The following is a 15,602-nucleotide window of genomic DNA, read 5'->3' on the forward strand; positions in this document are numbered from 1 at the left end:
TTCGAGAATGGCGAGACGGAATAAGAAACAGTACTTTGCCACAATCAATGATCATGGTAACGCGTTAGCCAGGGATGCCGACCAGACCCGAGAAATGCGGCATTCAGTTTGACACATCTTCAGGAGACCTCGATGCGATCCGAAACGGCGCCGGCCATTCGGCTGGAAGACTATCAACCGCCCGCCTACCGTATCGAAAAGGTTCACCTGACAGTTCAACTCGATCCGGTTGAGACCATTGTTACTGCAGTGCTTTCCGTAACGCGGCAGCCGGACACCACGGATGGCACACCACTCGTTCTGGACGGTGACGAACTGATCCTGACCGGTGCAGGCCTTAATGGCGAAGACCTCAGCACTTCACAATACGACGCCGCTCCCGACAGGTTCGAACTCCTGGAACCGCCTTCCGGTCCGTTTGAGTTGTCACTGACGACAAAGATCAATCCGCAGTCAAATACCAAGCTGATGGGTCTTTATCGTTCTTCCGGAACGTTCTGCACGCAGTGCGAAGCGGAAGGATTCCGCCGTATCACGTATTTTCTCGACCGGCCCGACGTCCTCGCCGTCTATACGACACGCATCGAGGCTTCCAAAGCCGATTGCCCGGTTCTCTTGGCAAACGGCAACCTTGCCGAAACAGGAGACATCGAAAATACCGGCCGCCATTTCGCGCTATGGCACGACCCGCATCCAAAACCCGCCTATCTCTTTGCGCTTGTTGCCGGACATCTGGCGCAGGTGCCCGACAGTTTCACTACTGCCTCGGGCAAGGCGGTTCAGCTGAACATCTATGTCGAACACGGCAACGAAAACCTTTGCGGTTGGGCCATGGATTCGCTCAAACGGTCCATGCGTTGGGACGAAGAGGTATATGGCCGCGAATACGACCTGGACGTCTTCAATATTGTCGCGGTATCCGACTTCAATATGGGTGCGATGGAAAACAAGGGCCTGAATATCTTCAACGATAAATATGTTCTGGCCGATCCGGAAACGGCGACCGACCAGGATTACGCCAACATCGAAGCCGTCATTGCCCACGAATATTTCCACAACTGGACGGGAAACCGGATCACCTGCCGGGACTGGTTCCAGCTTTGCCTCAAAGAAGGGCTGACGGTTTTCAGGGATCAGGAATTCACGTCGGACATGCGCTCAAGACCGGTAAAGCGGATCACGGATGTCAGACTGCTGAAGTCTCACCAGTTTCCCGAAGACGCCGGACCGCTGGCCCACCCTGTCCGGCCGCGTCTCTATCACGAGATCAACAACTTCTATACGGCAACCGTCTATGAGAAGGGCGCCGAGGTCGTGCGCATGCTCAAGACGGTATTGGGCGAAACCGGCTTTCGCGAAGGGCTCGATCTCTACTTCGAACGGCATGATGGCGATGCGACCACGATCGAAGCCTTTCTGGCATGTTTTGAAGATGCAACGAAGGCCGATCTGCGGCAGTTTTCGCTCTGGTACGAACAGGCAGGGACGCCCGTCATTTCGGTGAAAACACGCCACGATCCCAAAAGCCGGACGTTTTCGGTGTCTCTTTCACAAGAGATCCCACCGGTCCCCGGTCAAAAGTCCAGCAAGCCGGCTTTGATCCCGCTCAGGTTCGGTCTTCTCGGTGCAGACGGCGCGGATATCATTGCGCGTTCCGACAACGGCATTGAGATTGCCGGAGATGTCATGCTGCTGGACAAGGCACGTCAGGAAGTCATCTTTTCCGACCTTGCGTCTCCACCAACCCTGTCTCTGCTCAGAGACTTCTCAGCGCCGGTTCGCCTTGATCAGCAACAGCATGAAGACGACCTGCGCTTTCTTGCCGCCCATGACAATGACCCGTTCAATCGCTGGCAGGCTGTGCAGACCCTTTGCATGCAAGAACTCCTGCGGCTGACCGACCGTGTCCAGAAACAGGAGACCGCCGAGGTGTCCGACGCAGTCGTTGAGGTTTTCGGATCCGTTCTGGAGGACCAGAGCCTCGACCCGGCCCTTAAGTCGCTTGCGCTCACGCTGCCGAGCGAAGCGGACATTGCCCAGGAAATCGGCAAGAATGTCGACCCGGACGCGATTCATTCCGCGCGGCTCCTGTTGCGAAAGGCGATCGCTTTCCAGCACAAGGCCGAACTCTTGAAGGCGATGGATGCCGCGGCTCCGTCTGGTACTTATTCACCTGATGCTGCCGCCGCCGGCAAACGGTCCCTCTCCAACAGGGCTCTCCACTATTACGCCGTATCGGATGCGGATGATGCCGCACAGATCGTGTGGCAGCGATTTACGGCAGCCAACAACATGACGGACCGACTCGCCTGCCTGACACTCCTCGTTCATGATCACCTTGCGCCCGAAAACGAAGCCTTGAGCGCCTTCCAATCACGCCACCAGAAAAGTTCGCTGGCGATGGACAAATGGCTGATGGTCCAGGCAACGGCACCCGGTGCGGACACACTCGAGAAGGTCAAGCAGCTGAAATCGGATGCACACCTTTATGACGTCACCAACCCCAACAGAGTACGGGCCCTTCTGCAATCTTTCGCAACCGGCAACCCGACGCAGTTTGCTCGCGCGGATGGTGCCGGTTTCGAACTTATTGCCGAATCAGTTCTTGAAATAGACAAACGTAATCCACAGGTAGCTTCGCGACTTTTGACCAGCTTCCGTTCCTGGAGGGCGCTTGATTCACACCGTTCTACGTTGGCTGAATCTGCGCTCTTGAAGATTTCGTCATGCGAAGAACTGTCTAGGGACAGTCGCGATATCATCGATAGAACGTTGCAATAGTCGCCTTTACTGTAAAAGGTTAACAAAAGCCACGGGAGTCAGCGGGAGCGTTAACCATTTTCTTCTTTACGGGGTCTGGACAAAAACCTTCGTTTTGATTCAAATGGAGGTGATTCGGGGCACGCTCCGATGCGGCGGACTTTGAGGCAATTTTTCGATGACGCGAGCACTGGCTGGCGACGCTTCCACGCGTCGCGGCGATAAGGATTCGAAGACGGAAAAAAGTGCAGGCAACGCGAGCCTGCATCTGACGGCGACCCTCGTCGCCCTCCGTGACACGATCCTCAGCTCCGATACCGTGATGCGCCGTGTCATTCCCGGGCTTGCCATTGTCTTTATAATTGTACTGGCCCTCTTTCGCGCAGGAGAACTGGCCACCAGCCATTCCGATACCGAGGCCGCTGCCCAGACAACCTTGAGCCTGATGGCAACGGTCACTGCCAACAGATTGAATGCAATCGAGAATACGCTTCCGGCGAACGGTTTCCGAACCAATTTGAAACGTGCGCTTGCCGACAGCTTGCCAGCAGGTGCCACGGCACGTTCCAGGGTTTTTCTCGTTGCAGACAAGAGCGGTACAATTGCCGCAACGGCACCAGCGCTCCCGGCGCTGGAAGGCAAACCGATCACGGCGCTTCTCAGCCCGTCTCAGCCGTTGACTGTATTCGGAGCCCGCGCGGGTGTCCTTTCCATTCCGGTGGATCTTGGCCGCGACGACACGAGCCAACAATATCTGGCGACCGTGCATCACCTGGACGGCAAGCTGGGCATGGTCGCCGTCCTGCAATCCGAAAACGCCGTATACGCGAATTGGCGGGACGATCTGTCCGCTAACGTCACCTTGTTCGTTGGCACCTCACTGGTTCTTCTTGCGGTGATCTACGGCTTTTTCAGCCAGGCAACCCGTGCTGAATCCGCTGACGAAATGTACGCCTCGACGCGCGCGCGCATCGACACGGCCCTTACCCACGGCCGCTGCGGGCTTTTTGACTGGGACCTGTCCCGTGGGCGAATGTTCTGGTCGTCATCGCTCTATGAGCTGCTAGGGCGCGAGCCCAAAGACGATATTCTCAGCTTTGCCGATGTCGCCGACATTACGCACCCCGACGATATCGATCTTCTGGGACTTGCAGAACATCTGCTAGAGACCGGCGAGACCCTGGTCGATGAAACCTTCAGAATGCGGCATGCGGACGGAAGCTGGATCTGGCTGCGCGCTCGCGGTGAGATCCAGTCGGAGCCAGGGCGCGCGGAACCGCATCTCATCGGCATCTGCATCGACATCACCGAGCAACATCAGCTCGCCGAGCAGAGCCGGATGGCGGATCTGCGGCTACGCGACGCGATTGAAACGATTTCAGAGGCATTTGTTCTTTGGAACGCGAAAAACGAGCTGGTGATCTGCAACTCGAACTACCAGTCGCTTCACAGTCTCCCAAATTCGGCAGTCAAGGCAGGAACGCCTTATTCGGACGTCATTGCCGCGGCGTCCAATGCAGAGATTGCACCTCAGCCAGTGACTGTCACCCAACGCGGCGGAGCACCGGAAGGTTCTTACGAGGCCCAGCTTGAAGACAGCCGCTGGCTACAAATTTCCGAACGGCGCACAAAGGACGGTGGCTTCGTGTCCGTCGGCACCGACATCACGGCGCTGAAAAAGCACGAAGAAAAGCTGATGGAATCGGAGAAGCGCCTAAAGGCGACCGTTTCCGATTTGCAAAAGTCCCGCCAGACACTCGAATTCCAGGCGCGCCAACTGGTCGAAATGGCGGACAAGTACCAGGAAGAAAAGACTCGCGCCGAGGCTGCCAACAAGGCCAAGTCCGAATTTCTTGCCAATATTTCCCACGAGCTCAGAACGCCGCTCAACGCTATTATCGGCTTTTCCGACATCATGACCCAGGAGATGTTCGGCCCGATCGGGACAGAGCGCTATAGCGATTATTGCAAAGACATCTATTCGTCGGGAACCTATCTGCTCAACGTGATCAACGACATTCTCGACATGTCGAAGATCGAGGCCGGACGCATGTCCATCGACACCGAAATCGTCAACGCTGCTTCTGCAGCCGAGGACGCGAGTCGTATCGTGACGGGCGCAGCCACGGAAAAGAATATCTCGGTCACCACCAACGTTGCGGACGACCTTTCGGTTCATGCCGACAAACGTGCGCTGAAACAGATCCTGTTGAACCTGCTCGCCAATGCGGTGAAATTCACATCCGACAGTGGTGTGGTCGCGCTCAAGGCCCAGCCGCGCGGCGACAGGCTGCGCTTTGAAGTCACCGACACCGGGATCGGAATTTCCGAGCGGGACATCGAACGCCTCGCCCAGCCGTTTGTCCAGGTGGAAAACCAGTTCACCAAGACGCACCAAGGCTCCGGATTGGGTCTTGCCATCGCCCGTTCACTGGTTGAACTGCACGGTGGCAGCCTGAAAATCCATTCGGAAGTCAAAAAGGGCACCACAGTGAGCTTTACGCTGCCGCTGGCGGAAAACGAGAACTGATATTTCGCTTCCGGTACGGATGGCGCTGTCTCCAACTAACTTGGCTCATCAAAGGCAAGAAGCGACGGTGCGCGAAAACCACCTCGCGCGGCAAAGCTCACTTATCGCGTAGCCGCGCAAAACCGGCTCTCTTGAAGTTCTCCTGTATCGCAAAATTCCTCGATTGGGATCGGACCATTTGGCCCCGCGCAATTTCGAGCGGCTTTGCCGTATCACTCGCAGAAAAGTGCTGCGGATTTGTTCGAGGTCAATGCTTTTCCTGTTCCAGTGTTTCCCAATCAAACGGCGTGCACCGCACAAACCGATACATCTGAAAGCGCGGAACCTCGGCCGCCAGGTGTGCCTTTGAATGCCGAAAAGGGGGACCCATGAAATCGAAATCGAAAGAAGAACGTGCCGCAGCCAACGAATTGACACAGGAAACCTCGGCAACGCCCGCCGCTCCTGCTGACGAGCCAACTTCGAAACCGCAGAAGAGCGCGTCCAGACCCAAGTCGGTTCCTGCTTCAAAAGGTTCCGGAACCAAGGCCTCGCACCGCCGGACAATACACAAAAGTCCGGCGCTGGTGTTGCATGAACGCTCACTCTCGAAAAGCAACAATGCGCAACTTCCGGCCAACTACCCGTACAAGCGGCGCATGCGCCGGGATCAGTACGAAGCTCGCAAGCAAGAGCTGCAAATTGAGCTCCTGAAAGTCCAGAACTGGGTGAAGGACAGCGGCCAAAGAATAGTCGTTATTTTCGAGGGGCGTGACGCAGCCGGCAAGGGTGGTACGATCAAGCGTTTCATGGAACACCTGAACCCTCGTGGCGCCCGGGTGGTTGCTCTTGAAAAGCCTTCGGAAGCGGAAAAAGGGCAGTGGTATTTTCAGCGGTATGTGCGCCATTTGCCGACCAAGGGTGAAATCGTTCTCTTCGACCGGTCCTGGTACAATCGCGCCGGCGTCGAAAAGGTGATGGGCTTCTGTTCACCAGCCGAATACATGGAGTTCATGCGCCAGGTTCCGGAATTCGAGCGCATGCTTGTTCGAAGCGGCATACGTCTATTCAAGTTCTGGTTCTCCGTAAGCAGGGAAGAACAGCTGCGGAGGTTTCAGGCACGCAATACCGATCCATTGAAGCACTGGAAGCTGAGCCCGATAGATGTTCAGTCTCTCGACATGTGGGACGATTATTCCGAAGCCAAAGAAAACATGTTTTTCTACACGCACACAGCCGATGCGCCATGGACCGTCGTGAGGTCTGACGACAAGAAGCGGGCGCGCCTCAACTGTATGCGTAACTTCATCCGCTCCCTTCCCTACCCTGGAGCCGATGTACAGATCGATCTGGATCCGGATCCCAAGATCGTCGGACCTGCCGATGTTTTTTACCAGACGTTGGAAGACTATGACGCAGGGCGGCAAGTGAAAGTCGAATAGTCCGGTGCAATACAGACGAGGAAGGCGCAAAGGAGATGCTGCATCCTCCTTTGCGCGCTTGAACTGCTGCGGTTTCAGAGACTTACATGCAGATCCCGCTGAACATTAGGCGGCGGCCCTGGCGGTGGTGGTGGCGGTCCTGCAGGTGGCGGCATTACCACTTCTACTTCTGTGTCGAATTTCACCTTCTTCTGTTTATGTGGATATTTGACGGAGAGGCCACCACGCTCAAAAAGTGTCTGAACTCTCTGTTCAAACTCTTTTTTCTGGTTTCTGACGATGCGCTCGAAGTTAAGCCCCTGTTTCGGATCAAATTGGACTTCTTTTGGAAACACCGTTCGCTCCAGCGCAATGAAAATCAGTGATGCGCGATACATGCCGAAACTCTGTGAGGCATCGACAGCGGAGAACGTCTGGCTGTCCGGACGCATTGGTTGCTTGCTCGGTGGCTCTGCGCCATATCCGACTCCAGGGACACCGGCAGAGGCCACAAGCTTGGGAAGTTCGCCGTTGAAATGACGTGGCTTCGCCCGTTGGTATTTCTTGAGTTTACTGATGACTTTTTTGCGCGCAGAACTGGTGGCGCAATAGACGACGGCAGAGTCAGCCCCGACGGAGCCAGGCGCTGCAACTTTGACTGACAATACACCACTGATGCCCCAGATCTTGAGCATTATGCCACCGAAAGATGTGCCACGGTTTTCTTCTTTCAGGTTGATGTAGACCCGTTCCAGGCAAATCCCGTCTTTCTTGTTAAAGTGAATATAGCTTCCGATTATGTCTGTTCTGTTCATAAGGCGATTGAACGCACCCAGCTCAACCCACGCCCCGCCGGTCTGCAGGATCACATGGGGTTCAGGTTTGAGCTGATTGTTCAGGCGGCGGTTCAGCTCGCGCAGGAAATTCTCGATGACAATTGCAGTCGGCTGCTCCTGCCCTCTATTACCGGCGGCGCTGTAATGACGATAGATCATGTCTATGCCAAGGTTGATAGTACGCCCGGGTGCATTGGGTTCCGCTGGCGACATCATCCGGTGCGTGTGCCCCTTCTCCTGCATCGCATTGTTCAAAGCGGCGGTCATGATTTCGTTTCTGTTCGTCCACGTCCAGTCCACCATTTCCCTCAGTTCTCGATGAAAGGCCATTTTATTTCCCTCTAGCGTTATTGTTGCTAGGAAAATGGGGAAATGCTGGAGTGTTTCGGAGTGCCGGGTGTCACACCCAATTTCGCGCCGGAATTGATGGCGCCGAACCTTGAGTTCCAATTTGCGATCGCCTGCCGGGCATCGGCTTTCGACCACTGCAACTTCGCTGATCAGCTGCACAAGCGCTGGCGCACTCTTGCCCGTAGATAGCCAAGTTGCATCTCAAGTCGCGCAAACGTGGGGCTTCTGGGCGCCTGTACGAGAAGATCAAGAACGCCGCGGTTTGCTTCGGCGGGTGAAAAGTTCCCGACATTGTCAGTCGCAGCAACAGAAATCGTCTACGCCGCGTCGGCCGTGGAAGATGCCAGTCGCATCGTGACGGGTTCAGCGACGAAAAAGAACATCTCGCCTATAACGGAGGTTTCAGATATCGGCGTCGGAATTTCCGCGCCTGATACCGAGCGCCTCGCTCTGCCGTTTGTCCAGATGGAAAACCAGATTACGAAGACGCAACGAGGCTCCGAACTGTGTCTGGCCATCGCCCATTCGCTTGTCGAACTCCACAGTGGCAGCCTGAAAGTTCATTCAAGTGTCAAACAAGGCACCACCGTCAGCTTCACGCTTCCGATTGCGGAACGCGATACCAACTGAGCGGTGGCACCCCTTGCATTCTTGCTTACTTCAATCTGCAGGCAGCGGAGGAGCACCTGGAGCCTAGGGTACGGACCCACAAATGAAGTTGATTTGGTTTGAATCGTTTTGACCAGATGAAAGGAGCGAAAGTGTAGGAAATGTGGTTCATTTTCAAGCCTTTCGCGACGTGCCAGGTGGCCAAAACGGCCAAATCCGAAGGACGGCAAAATGGCTTCACCTCGCAGCGTCAACGTGCTTGACCGGGCACAAAGCCCGCTCTTCGCACGTTTCCTCGCGAGAATTTGCCATTTCTGTCGCCAAATCAGCTTCATTTCTGGGTCCATACCCTAGCTCGCGATAACGGCTCCCTGTGTTTCCGGGTGCTCTGCGCTCAGTCCGGCGAGCCGGAAAACCTCTTCGACCCGACGTTCGAAATCCATTTTCTGCGCCATGTTTCTGACGGCATTTACCTGTTTTCTCTGCTCGCCGTCGACGTCCACCCGCATTCCGTGTCTCGGGTTGGCGTTCTGAATTTTGCTCAGATTGATACCTGCTCTTCTGAAGTCCTGGTTCATACTCTCCGGAAACTGCGTACGCTCAAGCGCGATGAAGATGAGGGTTGCGCGATAATATCCGAAACTCTGTCCGTCAGTATCACCTTCTGCGAACGTCTGGCTGTTCGGGCGCTCCGGATGCATATCCGGCGGTTCAGCGCCATGTCCGATGCCCTTTCCATCAGACGCTACCAATTTTGGCAGTTGTGAATCGAAGTAGCTCATGTGTCTTCGCTGATACTTTTTGACGATCCTAACGACCTCTTCCCGTGTTTCCCGGGTGTCACAGTAAATCACGACCGTGTCGGTCTTTCTCGAACCAGGCGCGGCGACCTTCGCGCTGTACAAACCGGGCAGATGCCAGATCTTCTTCAGGATCGCACTGAATGCATTGGCGCGCGTCTCTTCCTTCAGATTGAGATAGACACGTTCCCGGCACACGATGTTGTTCGGGGCCATGACGTGGATGAATGCACCGACCCAGTCACTCCACTCCGGAAAGTCGTTCAGGCTCCTCATACGGTTCATGTCGTAGGTCTGACAAATGTATTCGGCATCGCGGAGATAGTTTTGAAGCTTTCTGCTCAGCGTTTCAGAGAACTTCTCCATTGTCCTCCTGGATGGCTGATTGCGGGCGGTCGCGCCGCAGATGTAGCCATAGATTTCATCGACCGCGCGGTTACCCCGATCCAGGTGCGTCAGCCCTTTCGGCTGACCGGTGGCCAGAGCCTTGCGCATCAGATCCGCACGTCTCAGCCAGGCCCAATCAACCACGGTTTGCAAATCACGATGGAGTGCCATTGTATTTCCCTCTAGCGTTATCGTTGCTAGAAAAATGGGGGAATACTGGAGTGTATCGGAGTGCCGCGGATCACACTCAAATTCGGGTAGTGAGCGCTGGAGCACGTTCCAAAAGATCAAGGTCGGCTCGGGGGGCAGCGAATAGCTGCAATCTTATTCGAACGCTTTGCGGGGCTCCAGCGATGCCGGGTCGCGCCACCTATCTGGTCGCAAAGTGCTTCGTTCGCTTCGATATTTTGCAAGATTTTGCGCGGAAGTGACCTGGACTGATGTGCCGTGCAATTCAATTGCTGTTTCGACAGCCAACGGAGAGTGCCGATAAAACCGCGTATCACCCCAAAAGTCCGTCGCTAGACCGACCCTCGATTCTCGCACGAGAATTATCTCGCACATGACATCCCGGCAGAGGAAGGCTCTCTTGTGTTTGAACCTCTTGCCCGGAATTTCCTGAAAGGCAGTCGTGGCGTCGGCAGTCACCGTGTCGAGACTATCAAAATTCTCTGCCACAAGGAGCAGGTCGATATCGCTATGGCACCACGCTTCTTGCAGTCCAAGAAGCTCTTCCGCCCACCCGCCGAACACGACACAATCAAAGCCCTTGTCATGCAGGCTGGAGAGCAACCAGCCCAACAGCGATCTTGTGTTTGCCATGGTCCGTCACTCGACTTCAGCTTTCGACCAACTCAACTTCGCCGATCAGCTCCACAAACACCTGCCGCACCCTTGCCTGTAGGTCGGCAAGTTCCATCTCAAGGCGCGTAAATGTGGGGCTGCCGGACGCCTGAACGAGAAGATCAAGAACGCCGCGGGGCGCTTCGGCAGGCTTAAAACTTCCCGATAACGTAAGCCGCAACACCTGCGTCAGGCGCTGATACATGCGAAGCGCTTCCAGCAGCACGCCTGCGTCGCCGGGGTCGATGCAGTCATTGTCGCGCAAACGCTCCAGGGCATCTTCGGTTCCCTGTGCGAGGACGTTGGGAGTGTCCTGGGCATTTACGAGTTGCAGGTACTGGGCGATGAACTCGATATCGACAAGCCCCCCGGCAACCTGCTTCATGTCCCAAATGTCCTTCGTGCCCTTTTCCTTCTCGATCCGCGCCCGCATGGAGCGCACATCGTTGGCGAGCTTTGCACTGTCGCGCGGCTGGATAAGCGTTTCCGATATGTTGTCAGAGATTTTCTGCGCGAACTCCGGTGTCGTTGAGGCGATAACCCTTGCCCGCGTCAGGGCCATGTGCTCCCAGGTCCAGGCATCCTTTTTCTGATAGGAGATAAATCCACCCAGGTTGGTCGCAAGCGGACCAGCGTTGCCGGAGGGGCGCAGGCGGAAATCAACTTCGTAAAGCGATCCTTCCGCCGTCGGCGCGGACAATGCGGTCACCAGGCGCTGCGTCAGGCGAATGTAATATTGCGAGATGGCAAGCGGTCTCTTGCCGTCCGACTGTTTGGCGTCCTCCGGTGCTTCGTAAAGAAGTATCAGATCCAGATCGGACGACGCGGTCATTTCGCGTCCGCCCAGTTTACCCATCGCTATAACCGCGACATCGCCGCCGGGGACCAAACCATGGGTTTCACCAACGTGTTTGATCACCTGCGTCAGAAGCCGTCCGACGACAACTTCGGCAAGCCTGGCAAACGCGAATCCGACCCGGTCAGCCGACAGCGTGTCAGATATCAGCCGCAGCCCGATCAGAAACTGCTGTTCCTGCGCAAAGATACGTGCCCGGTCGAGCGCTTCTTCGTAAAACCGCGCCTGCGCCAACGTCCGGTCCAGCCCGACCCGAAACTCTTCCACACTCGGCATCGCGCCGAAAAAGGCCGGATCCAGAACCGCGTCCAGAACATGTACGCGTTTGGAAACGGTTTCGGCCATGCGCGGCGCGGCACCCATCGTGGTTGCCAGCAAAGTCAGCAACTGCGGGTTGGACCTCAGAAGCGAAAAAAGCTGCACGCCGGCCGGCAGTTTTGACAGGAAGCTGTCGAAAGCGACAAGGGCGGCATCGGCATTGTCGGTTGCCGCAAGCGCCCCGATCAGCGTGGGATGCATTTCGGTAAGCCGCTCACGCGACTTTGTCGACCGCGTGCAAGGATATCGGCCGAAATGCCAGGATTTTACGATGCTGGCGGCCTCGCCGGGATTTTTGAAGCCAAGTCTAGCAAGCGTTTCCAGCGTGCCCGGATCGTGATCGTCACCGGTGAAGACAAGATTGCCGAGTTCAGACGACAGTCCGGGCTCATCTTCAAACAGTTCGGAATAGTGTTTCTGAACCTTTTGCATATGCCCCAGGAATTCCTGTTCAAATCCCTCCAGCTTGTCGAAGCCCATCAGCGCTGCGACGCGCATCAGGCCCTCATTGTCTTTCGGCAGAAGCTGTGTCTGCTCATCGTTCAGCATTTGAATGCGATGCTCGACATTCCTGAGAAAAATGTAGGCGTCGCGCATTTCGTCACGTGTCTTCAGCCGGATCCAGTCGGCGTTGCTCAGCGCGTTCAGCATGTCGAGCGTGCGCCTTCCACGCAGTGCGGGATTGCGCCCGCCCGCGATCAGCTGTTGCGTCTGGACAAAGAACTCAACCTCCCGGATGCCGCCACGACCCAGTTTGACGTTATGTCCTGCAACTGCGAGCGCACCGTGTCCCTTGTGCATGTGGATCTGCCGCTTGATCGACTGCACATCTGCAATCGCTGCAAAATCAAGGTACTTGCGCCAGATGAAGGGAACGATTTCATGCAGGAACGCCTCGCCGGCGGGTATGTCGCCCGCACAAGCCCGCGCCTTGATCAAGGCCGCGCGCTCCCAGTTCTGGCCGAGCGATTCATAGTAGACCAGGGCCGCAGGAACAGACATCGCCAGGGGTGTCGCACCCGGATCGGGACGAAGGCGAAGATCCGTTCTGAAAACATACCCGTCGGCTGTGCGATCCTGTAGAATTTTGACCAGACGCCGGGTCAGTCGCACGAATTCCACCGGGGCTTCCGCGTTCGCCGTCATGGGGGCCTTGTCGGGGTCATAAAGAACGATGAGATCGATGTCTGAGGAATAATTGAGTTCGTTCGCTCCGTGCTTTCCCATGGCCAGGACAATCAGGCCGCTGTCCAGATCCGGGTTTTCGGGATCCTTCGGCTCAAACTTGTTCCGCCGCACAAGATCGCTCAGGCAAAAGCGGATCGCTGCCGTGAGCGCGGCATCTGCAAAGCCCGCCAGCGCGTATGTGACCTGGTCGAGATCGATCGCATCGCCGATATCCGCAAGCCCGAGTGTCAGCGCAAGATCGTGTTTTTGACGTCGCAGCACGCGCATGATGCCGTCCTCGTCATCTGCACGTGCCGCCTTTGCCGAGGACAAGAGCCGTTTTATGCGACCTTCCGGCGCCTCGTTCAGGATGCTGAGCAGCCTTGGCGGATCAGCGAGGATCAGGTCCCGCAGATAAGACGAATTTCCAAGAACCCCTTCTACGAACCGATTGATGTCCGGCTGGGTCTGAAAAAGCTCATCGAGCGCAGTTCCCGCGGTTTCATCGTCCAGAAGATCTTTTCGAAAAAGAGCGGCCCTTTCCGGGTCAGGCGCTTGCGGGATCGTCCGAATTCGATCCGCGAGGCGCTTCCTCGGTTCATCGGTCTCCGTCGGCCTCCCCTGCCTTGCCGGAATAATCTTCTCCATACCCGCTCCTGCTGCTTTCCGGCGACACAGACGCCAGATCAATCTGGACCGAAAGTCCCGGATCTTCATTTTTGAAGCGCAAGTCTCCGCCATGCAAGCGGGCAACAGCCTTGACAAGGCTCAATCCCAATCCGGTTCCCGGCTCGGATCTGCTTTCCTCGAGCCGAACGAAACGGTCGACAATGCGCTCGTGATCCTCTTCCGGGATACCGGGGCCATTGTCAGATACGGTCAGAACCACACGTCCGTTTTCTTCCGCAGCGGACAGACGCAGCCGCATTTCCCCTTCTTCCGGCCGTCCATATTTCAGGGTATTTTCGACAAGATTGACGAGCACCTGGCTGATTAGGTCCCTGTTGCAGACTGCCTTCAGATCTGCGGGCACAGATGTCTCTATCTGTCCGCCCTCGTCCTCTATCAAAGGTTCGTAGAGTTCCGCGACCTCCGCAACGATCCTGTTCAGATCCACCGGTTCCATCACCGAACCGGGTGCCATGGATTCCACACGCGCGATCCTCAGCAGCGCGTTGAAGATCCTGAGAAGATGATCCGTTTCACTGAGCGTGCTTTCCAATGCGCCGCGATACCCCTCCTCCCCCCGCGCGTCGCGCAGGGCTGTCTCAATGCGTGTTTGCAGCCTGGTCAGCGGCGTTTTCAGGTCATGCGCGATATTGTCGGTGACATCCTTCATCGACTGCATAAGAAGTTCGATCCGGTCCAGCATATCGTTCAGGTTCACGGCCAGACGGTCGAACTCGTCATTTGTCCCCGTGAGAGAAAGGCGTTCGGAAAGATCCCCGTTCATGATCATGCGGCTTGACGCGGAAATATCATCGATACGCTTCATGACCCTCCGGCTGACAAAGAGCCACGTGATCGCGGCCATGACTACGACGACGACGAGCCAGAGGCGCAACGCATTCGCAAGGAGATTAGAGAATCTGAGCTGGTCGCCAAGATCCCGGCCTACCAGCAACCGGAAACCACCACGCAATTCGAACGTCCGGACCATCGCCTGACGCTCGACATCCTCCGTTCCCTGCCCCAAAAGCGTGTAACGGACACGTCTCAGCCCACCATCGGCTTCTTCCAACACGACGGTCGGCAGCCGGGCGATGTTTCCGACCAATGCATTTCCGGAAAAGTCGACCAGCAAATAGAGGCTCGCGTCAGGATGACGCGTGCGATCGTCAATTGCTTCGACAAGGTTGCGGATGCCACCGCGCACATAGACGTCAGCAAGACCCTTGAGTTCGGCATCCACCGCCTGAACCACCTGTTCAGACATGAGATTGTCCGTGCTCTCCGATACGTAGACGACGAGCACCCCCGACATGACTGTGAAAACAGCTATGTAGAGCAGCGACAGCTTGAAGGCTGTTGTACGGACAAATCTAGTGAGCCGCGTCACGGATCGTGTACCCGGCACCCCGGATGGTATGCAGGAGAGGCGTTTCGAACCCTTTGTCGATCTTGCCACGCAGACGCGAGATGTGGACGTCGATCACGTTGGTCTGCGGATCGAAATGATATTCCCAGACATTTTCCAGCAGCATTGTGCGCGTGACGACCTGACCGGCATGCTGCATCAGGTATTCAAGCAGGCGGAACTCGCGTGGCTGCAGGGGAATTTCCGTTTCGCCGCGACGACAGGAATGCGCCATGCGGTCGAGAATCAGATCACCAACGGTGTAGGTTGTTTCAACCTGGCTGGCTGATTTTGGCCGCCGCGCCAGGGCTTCGACGCGTGCCTGCAATTCGGTGAAGGCGTATGGCTTTGGAAGATAGTCGTCGCCGCCGGCCTTGAGGCCCTTGACGCGATCATCGACCTGCCCGAGCGCGGACAGGATCAAGACGGGCGTGTGGTTCTTCTCGCTCCGCAATTCCTGAATGATCGAAAGACCGTCCATTTTCGGCAGCATCCGGTCGACAATTAATATGTCGTAGGTGCTGTTCAAAGACATCTCCAGACCGGTTTGACCGTCTGCAGCATGGTCTGCCGTGTGACCGAGTTCACTCAATCCCTTGACGAGATAGCTCGCCGCTTCAGGATCGTCTTCGATAACAAGAATCCGCAACATTCCATCCTTTTACATT

General features: G+C 56.2%; 10 protein-coding genes. 4 read left to right on the forward strand and 6 right to left on the reverse strand.

Going from position 1 to position 15,602, the window contains the following annotated elements; all coding sequences use genetic code 11:
• Positions 1–132: 132 nt before the first annotated feature.
• From pepN to ppk2, 3 genes are all read left to right on the forward strand, one after another.
• A complete protein-coding gene (gene pepN / locus Q0915_RS13600; protein WP_299472065.1) occupies positions 133–2,781 on the forward strand; it encodes an aminopeptidase N in 2,649 nt (882 codons plus the stop codon).
• A gap of 157 nt (positions 2,782–2,938) precedes the next feature.
• Positions 2,939–5,290 (forward strand): PAS domain-containing sensor histidine kinase, encoded by a 2,352-nt coding sequence (locus Q0915_RS13605; protein ID WP_299472066.1) that lies wholly within the window; start codon positions 2,939–2,941, stop codon positions 5,288–5,290.
• 368 nt (positions 5,291–5,658) lie between these two features.
• The gene (gene ppk2, locus Q0915_RS13610) at positions 5,659–6,711 is read left to right on the forward strand and encodes a polyphosphate kinase 2 (RefSeq protein WP_299472067.1); all 1,053 of its coding nucleotides are present in this window, start codon (positions 5,659–5,661) and stop codon (positions 6,709–6,711) included.
• Positions 6,712–6,785: 74 nt separating this feature from the next.
• Here the strand turns inward: ppk2 and Q0915_RS13615 are convergent, their stop codons facing one another.
• Positions 6,786–7,856: a hypothetical protein gene (locus tag Q0915_RS13615; RefSeq protein WP_299472068.1), complete on the reverse strand. Its 1,071-nt coding sequence runs from the start codon at positions 7,854–7,856 to the stop codon at positions 6,786–6,788.
• A gap of 312 nt (positions 7,857–8,168) precedes the next feature.
• Between Q0915_RS13615 and Q0915_RS13620 the strand changes: the two genes are divergently transcribed.
• The gene (locus tag Q0915_RS13620) at positions 8,169–8,507 is read left to right on the forward strand and encodes an ATP-binding protein (protein WP_299472069.1); all 339 of its coding nucleotides are present in this window, start codon (positions 8,169–8,171) and stop codon (positions 8,505–8,507) included.
• A gap of 329 nt (positions 8,508–8,836) precedes the next feature.
• Here Q0915_RS13620 and Q0915_RS13625 read toward each other — a convergent pair whose 3' ends face one another.
• The 5 genes from Q0915_RS13625 to Q0915_RS13645 form a co-directional block, all read right to left on the reverse strand.
• Complete coding sequence (locus tag Q0915_RS13625) at positions 8,837–9,844, reverse strand: T3SS effector HopA1 family protein (RefSeq protein ID WP_299472070.1); 1,008 nt, start codon at positions 9,842–9,844, stop codon at positions 8,837–8,839.
• 153 nt (positions 9,845–9,997) lie between these two features.
• Positions 9,998–10,495 carry a hypothetical protein gene (locus tag Q0915_RS13630; protein ID WP_299472071.1) on the reverse strand — a complete coding sequence of 166 codons (498 nt, stop codon included), beginning with the start codon at positions 10,493–10,495 and terminating at the stop codon, positions 9,998–10,000.
• 16 nt (positions 10,496–10,511) lie between these two features.
• Complete coding sequence (locus Q0915_RS13635) at positions 10,512–13,505, reverse strand: bifunctional [glutamine synthetase] adenylyltransferase/[glutamine synthetase]-adenylyl-L-tyrosine phosphorylase (RefSeq protein WP_299472072.1); 2,994 nt, start codon at positions 13,503–13,505, stop codon at positions 10,512–10,514.
• Positions 13,456–14,916, reverse strand: coding sequence for a HAMP domain-containing sensor histidine kinase (locus Q0915_RS13640; protein WP_299472073.1), 1,461 nt, complete (start codon positions 14,914–14,916; stop codon positions 13,456–13,458). Before Q0915_RS13640 ends, Q0915_RS13635 begins: the two co-directional genes overlap by 50 nt.
• The gene (locus tag Q0915_RS13645; protein WP_299472074.1) at positions 14,900–15,586 is read right to left on the reverse strand and encodes a response regulator transcription factor; all 687 of its coding nucleotides are present in this window, start codon (positions 15,584–15,586) and stop codon (positions 14,900–14,902) included. The genes Q0915_RS13640 and Q0915_RS13645 overlap by 17 nt, the downstream gene beginning before the upstream one ends.
• Positions 15,587–15,602 lie beyond the last annotated feature (16 nt).

Source organism: uncultured Roseibium sp., assembly GCF_947494555.1.
In the GTDB taxonomy this organism is placed as follows: domain Bacteria; phylum Pseudomonadota; class Alphaproteobacteria; order Rhizobiales; family Stappiaceae; genus Roseibium.

Bases quoted from the DNA above. Each gene is read 5' to 3' on its own strand.
- pepN (WP_299472065.1), top strand. From the start codon at position 133: ATGCGATCCGAAACGGCGCCGGCCATTCGGCTGGAAGACTATCAACCG.
- Q0915_RS13605 (WP_299472066.1), top strand. From the start codon at position 2,939: ATGACGCGAGCACTGGCTGGCGACGCTTCCACGCGTCGCGGCGATAAG.
- ppk2 (WP_299472067.1), top strand. From the start codon at position 5,659: ATGAAATCGAAATCGAAAGAAGAACGTGCCGCAGCCAACGAATTGACA.
- Q0915_RS13615 (WP_299472068.1), bottom strand. From the start codon at position 7,856: ATGGCCTTTCATCGAGAACTGAGGGAAATGGTGGACTGGACGTGGACG.
- Q0915_RS13625 (WP_299472070.1), bottom strand. From the start codon at position 9,844: ATGGCACTCCATCGTGATTTGCAAACCGTGGTTGATTGGGCCTGGCTG.
- Q0915_RS13630 (WP_299472071.1), bottom strand. From the start codon at position 10,495: ATGGCAAACACAAGATCGCTGTTGGGCTGGTTGCTCTCCAGCCTGCAT.
- Q0915_RS13635 (WP_299472072.1), bottom strand. From the start codon at position 13,505: ATGGAGAAGATTATTCCGGCAAGGCAGGGGAGGCCGACGGAGACCGAT.
- Q0915_RS13645 (WP_299472074.1), bottom strand. From the start codon at position 15,586: ATGTTGCGGATTCTTGTTATCGAAGACGATCCTGAAGCGGCGAGCTAT.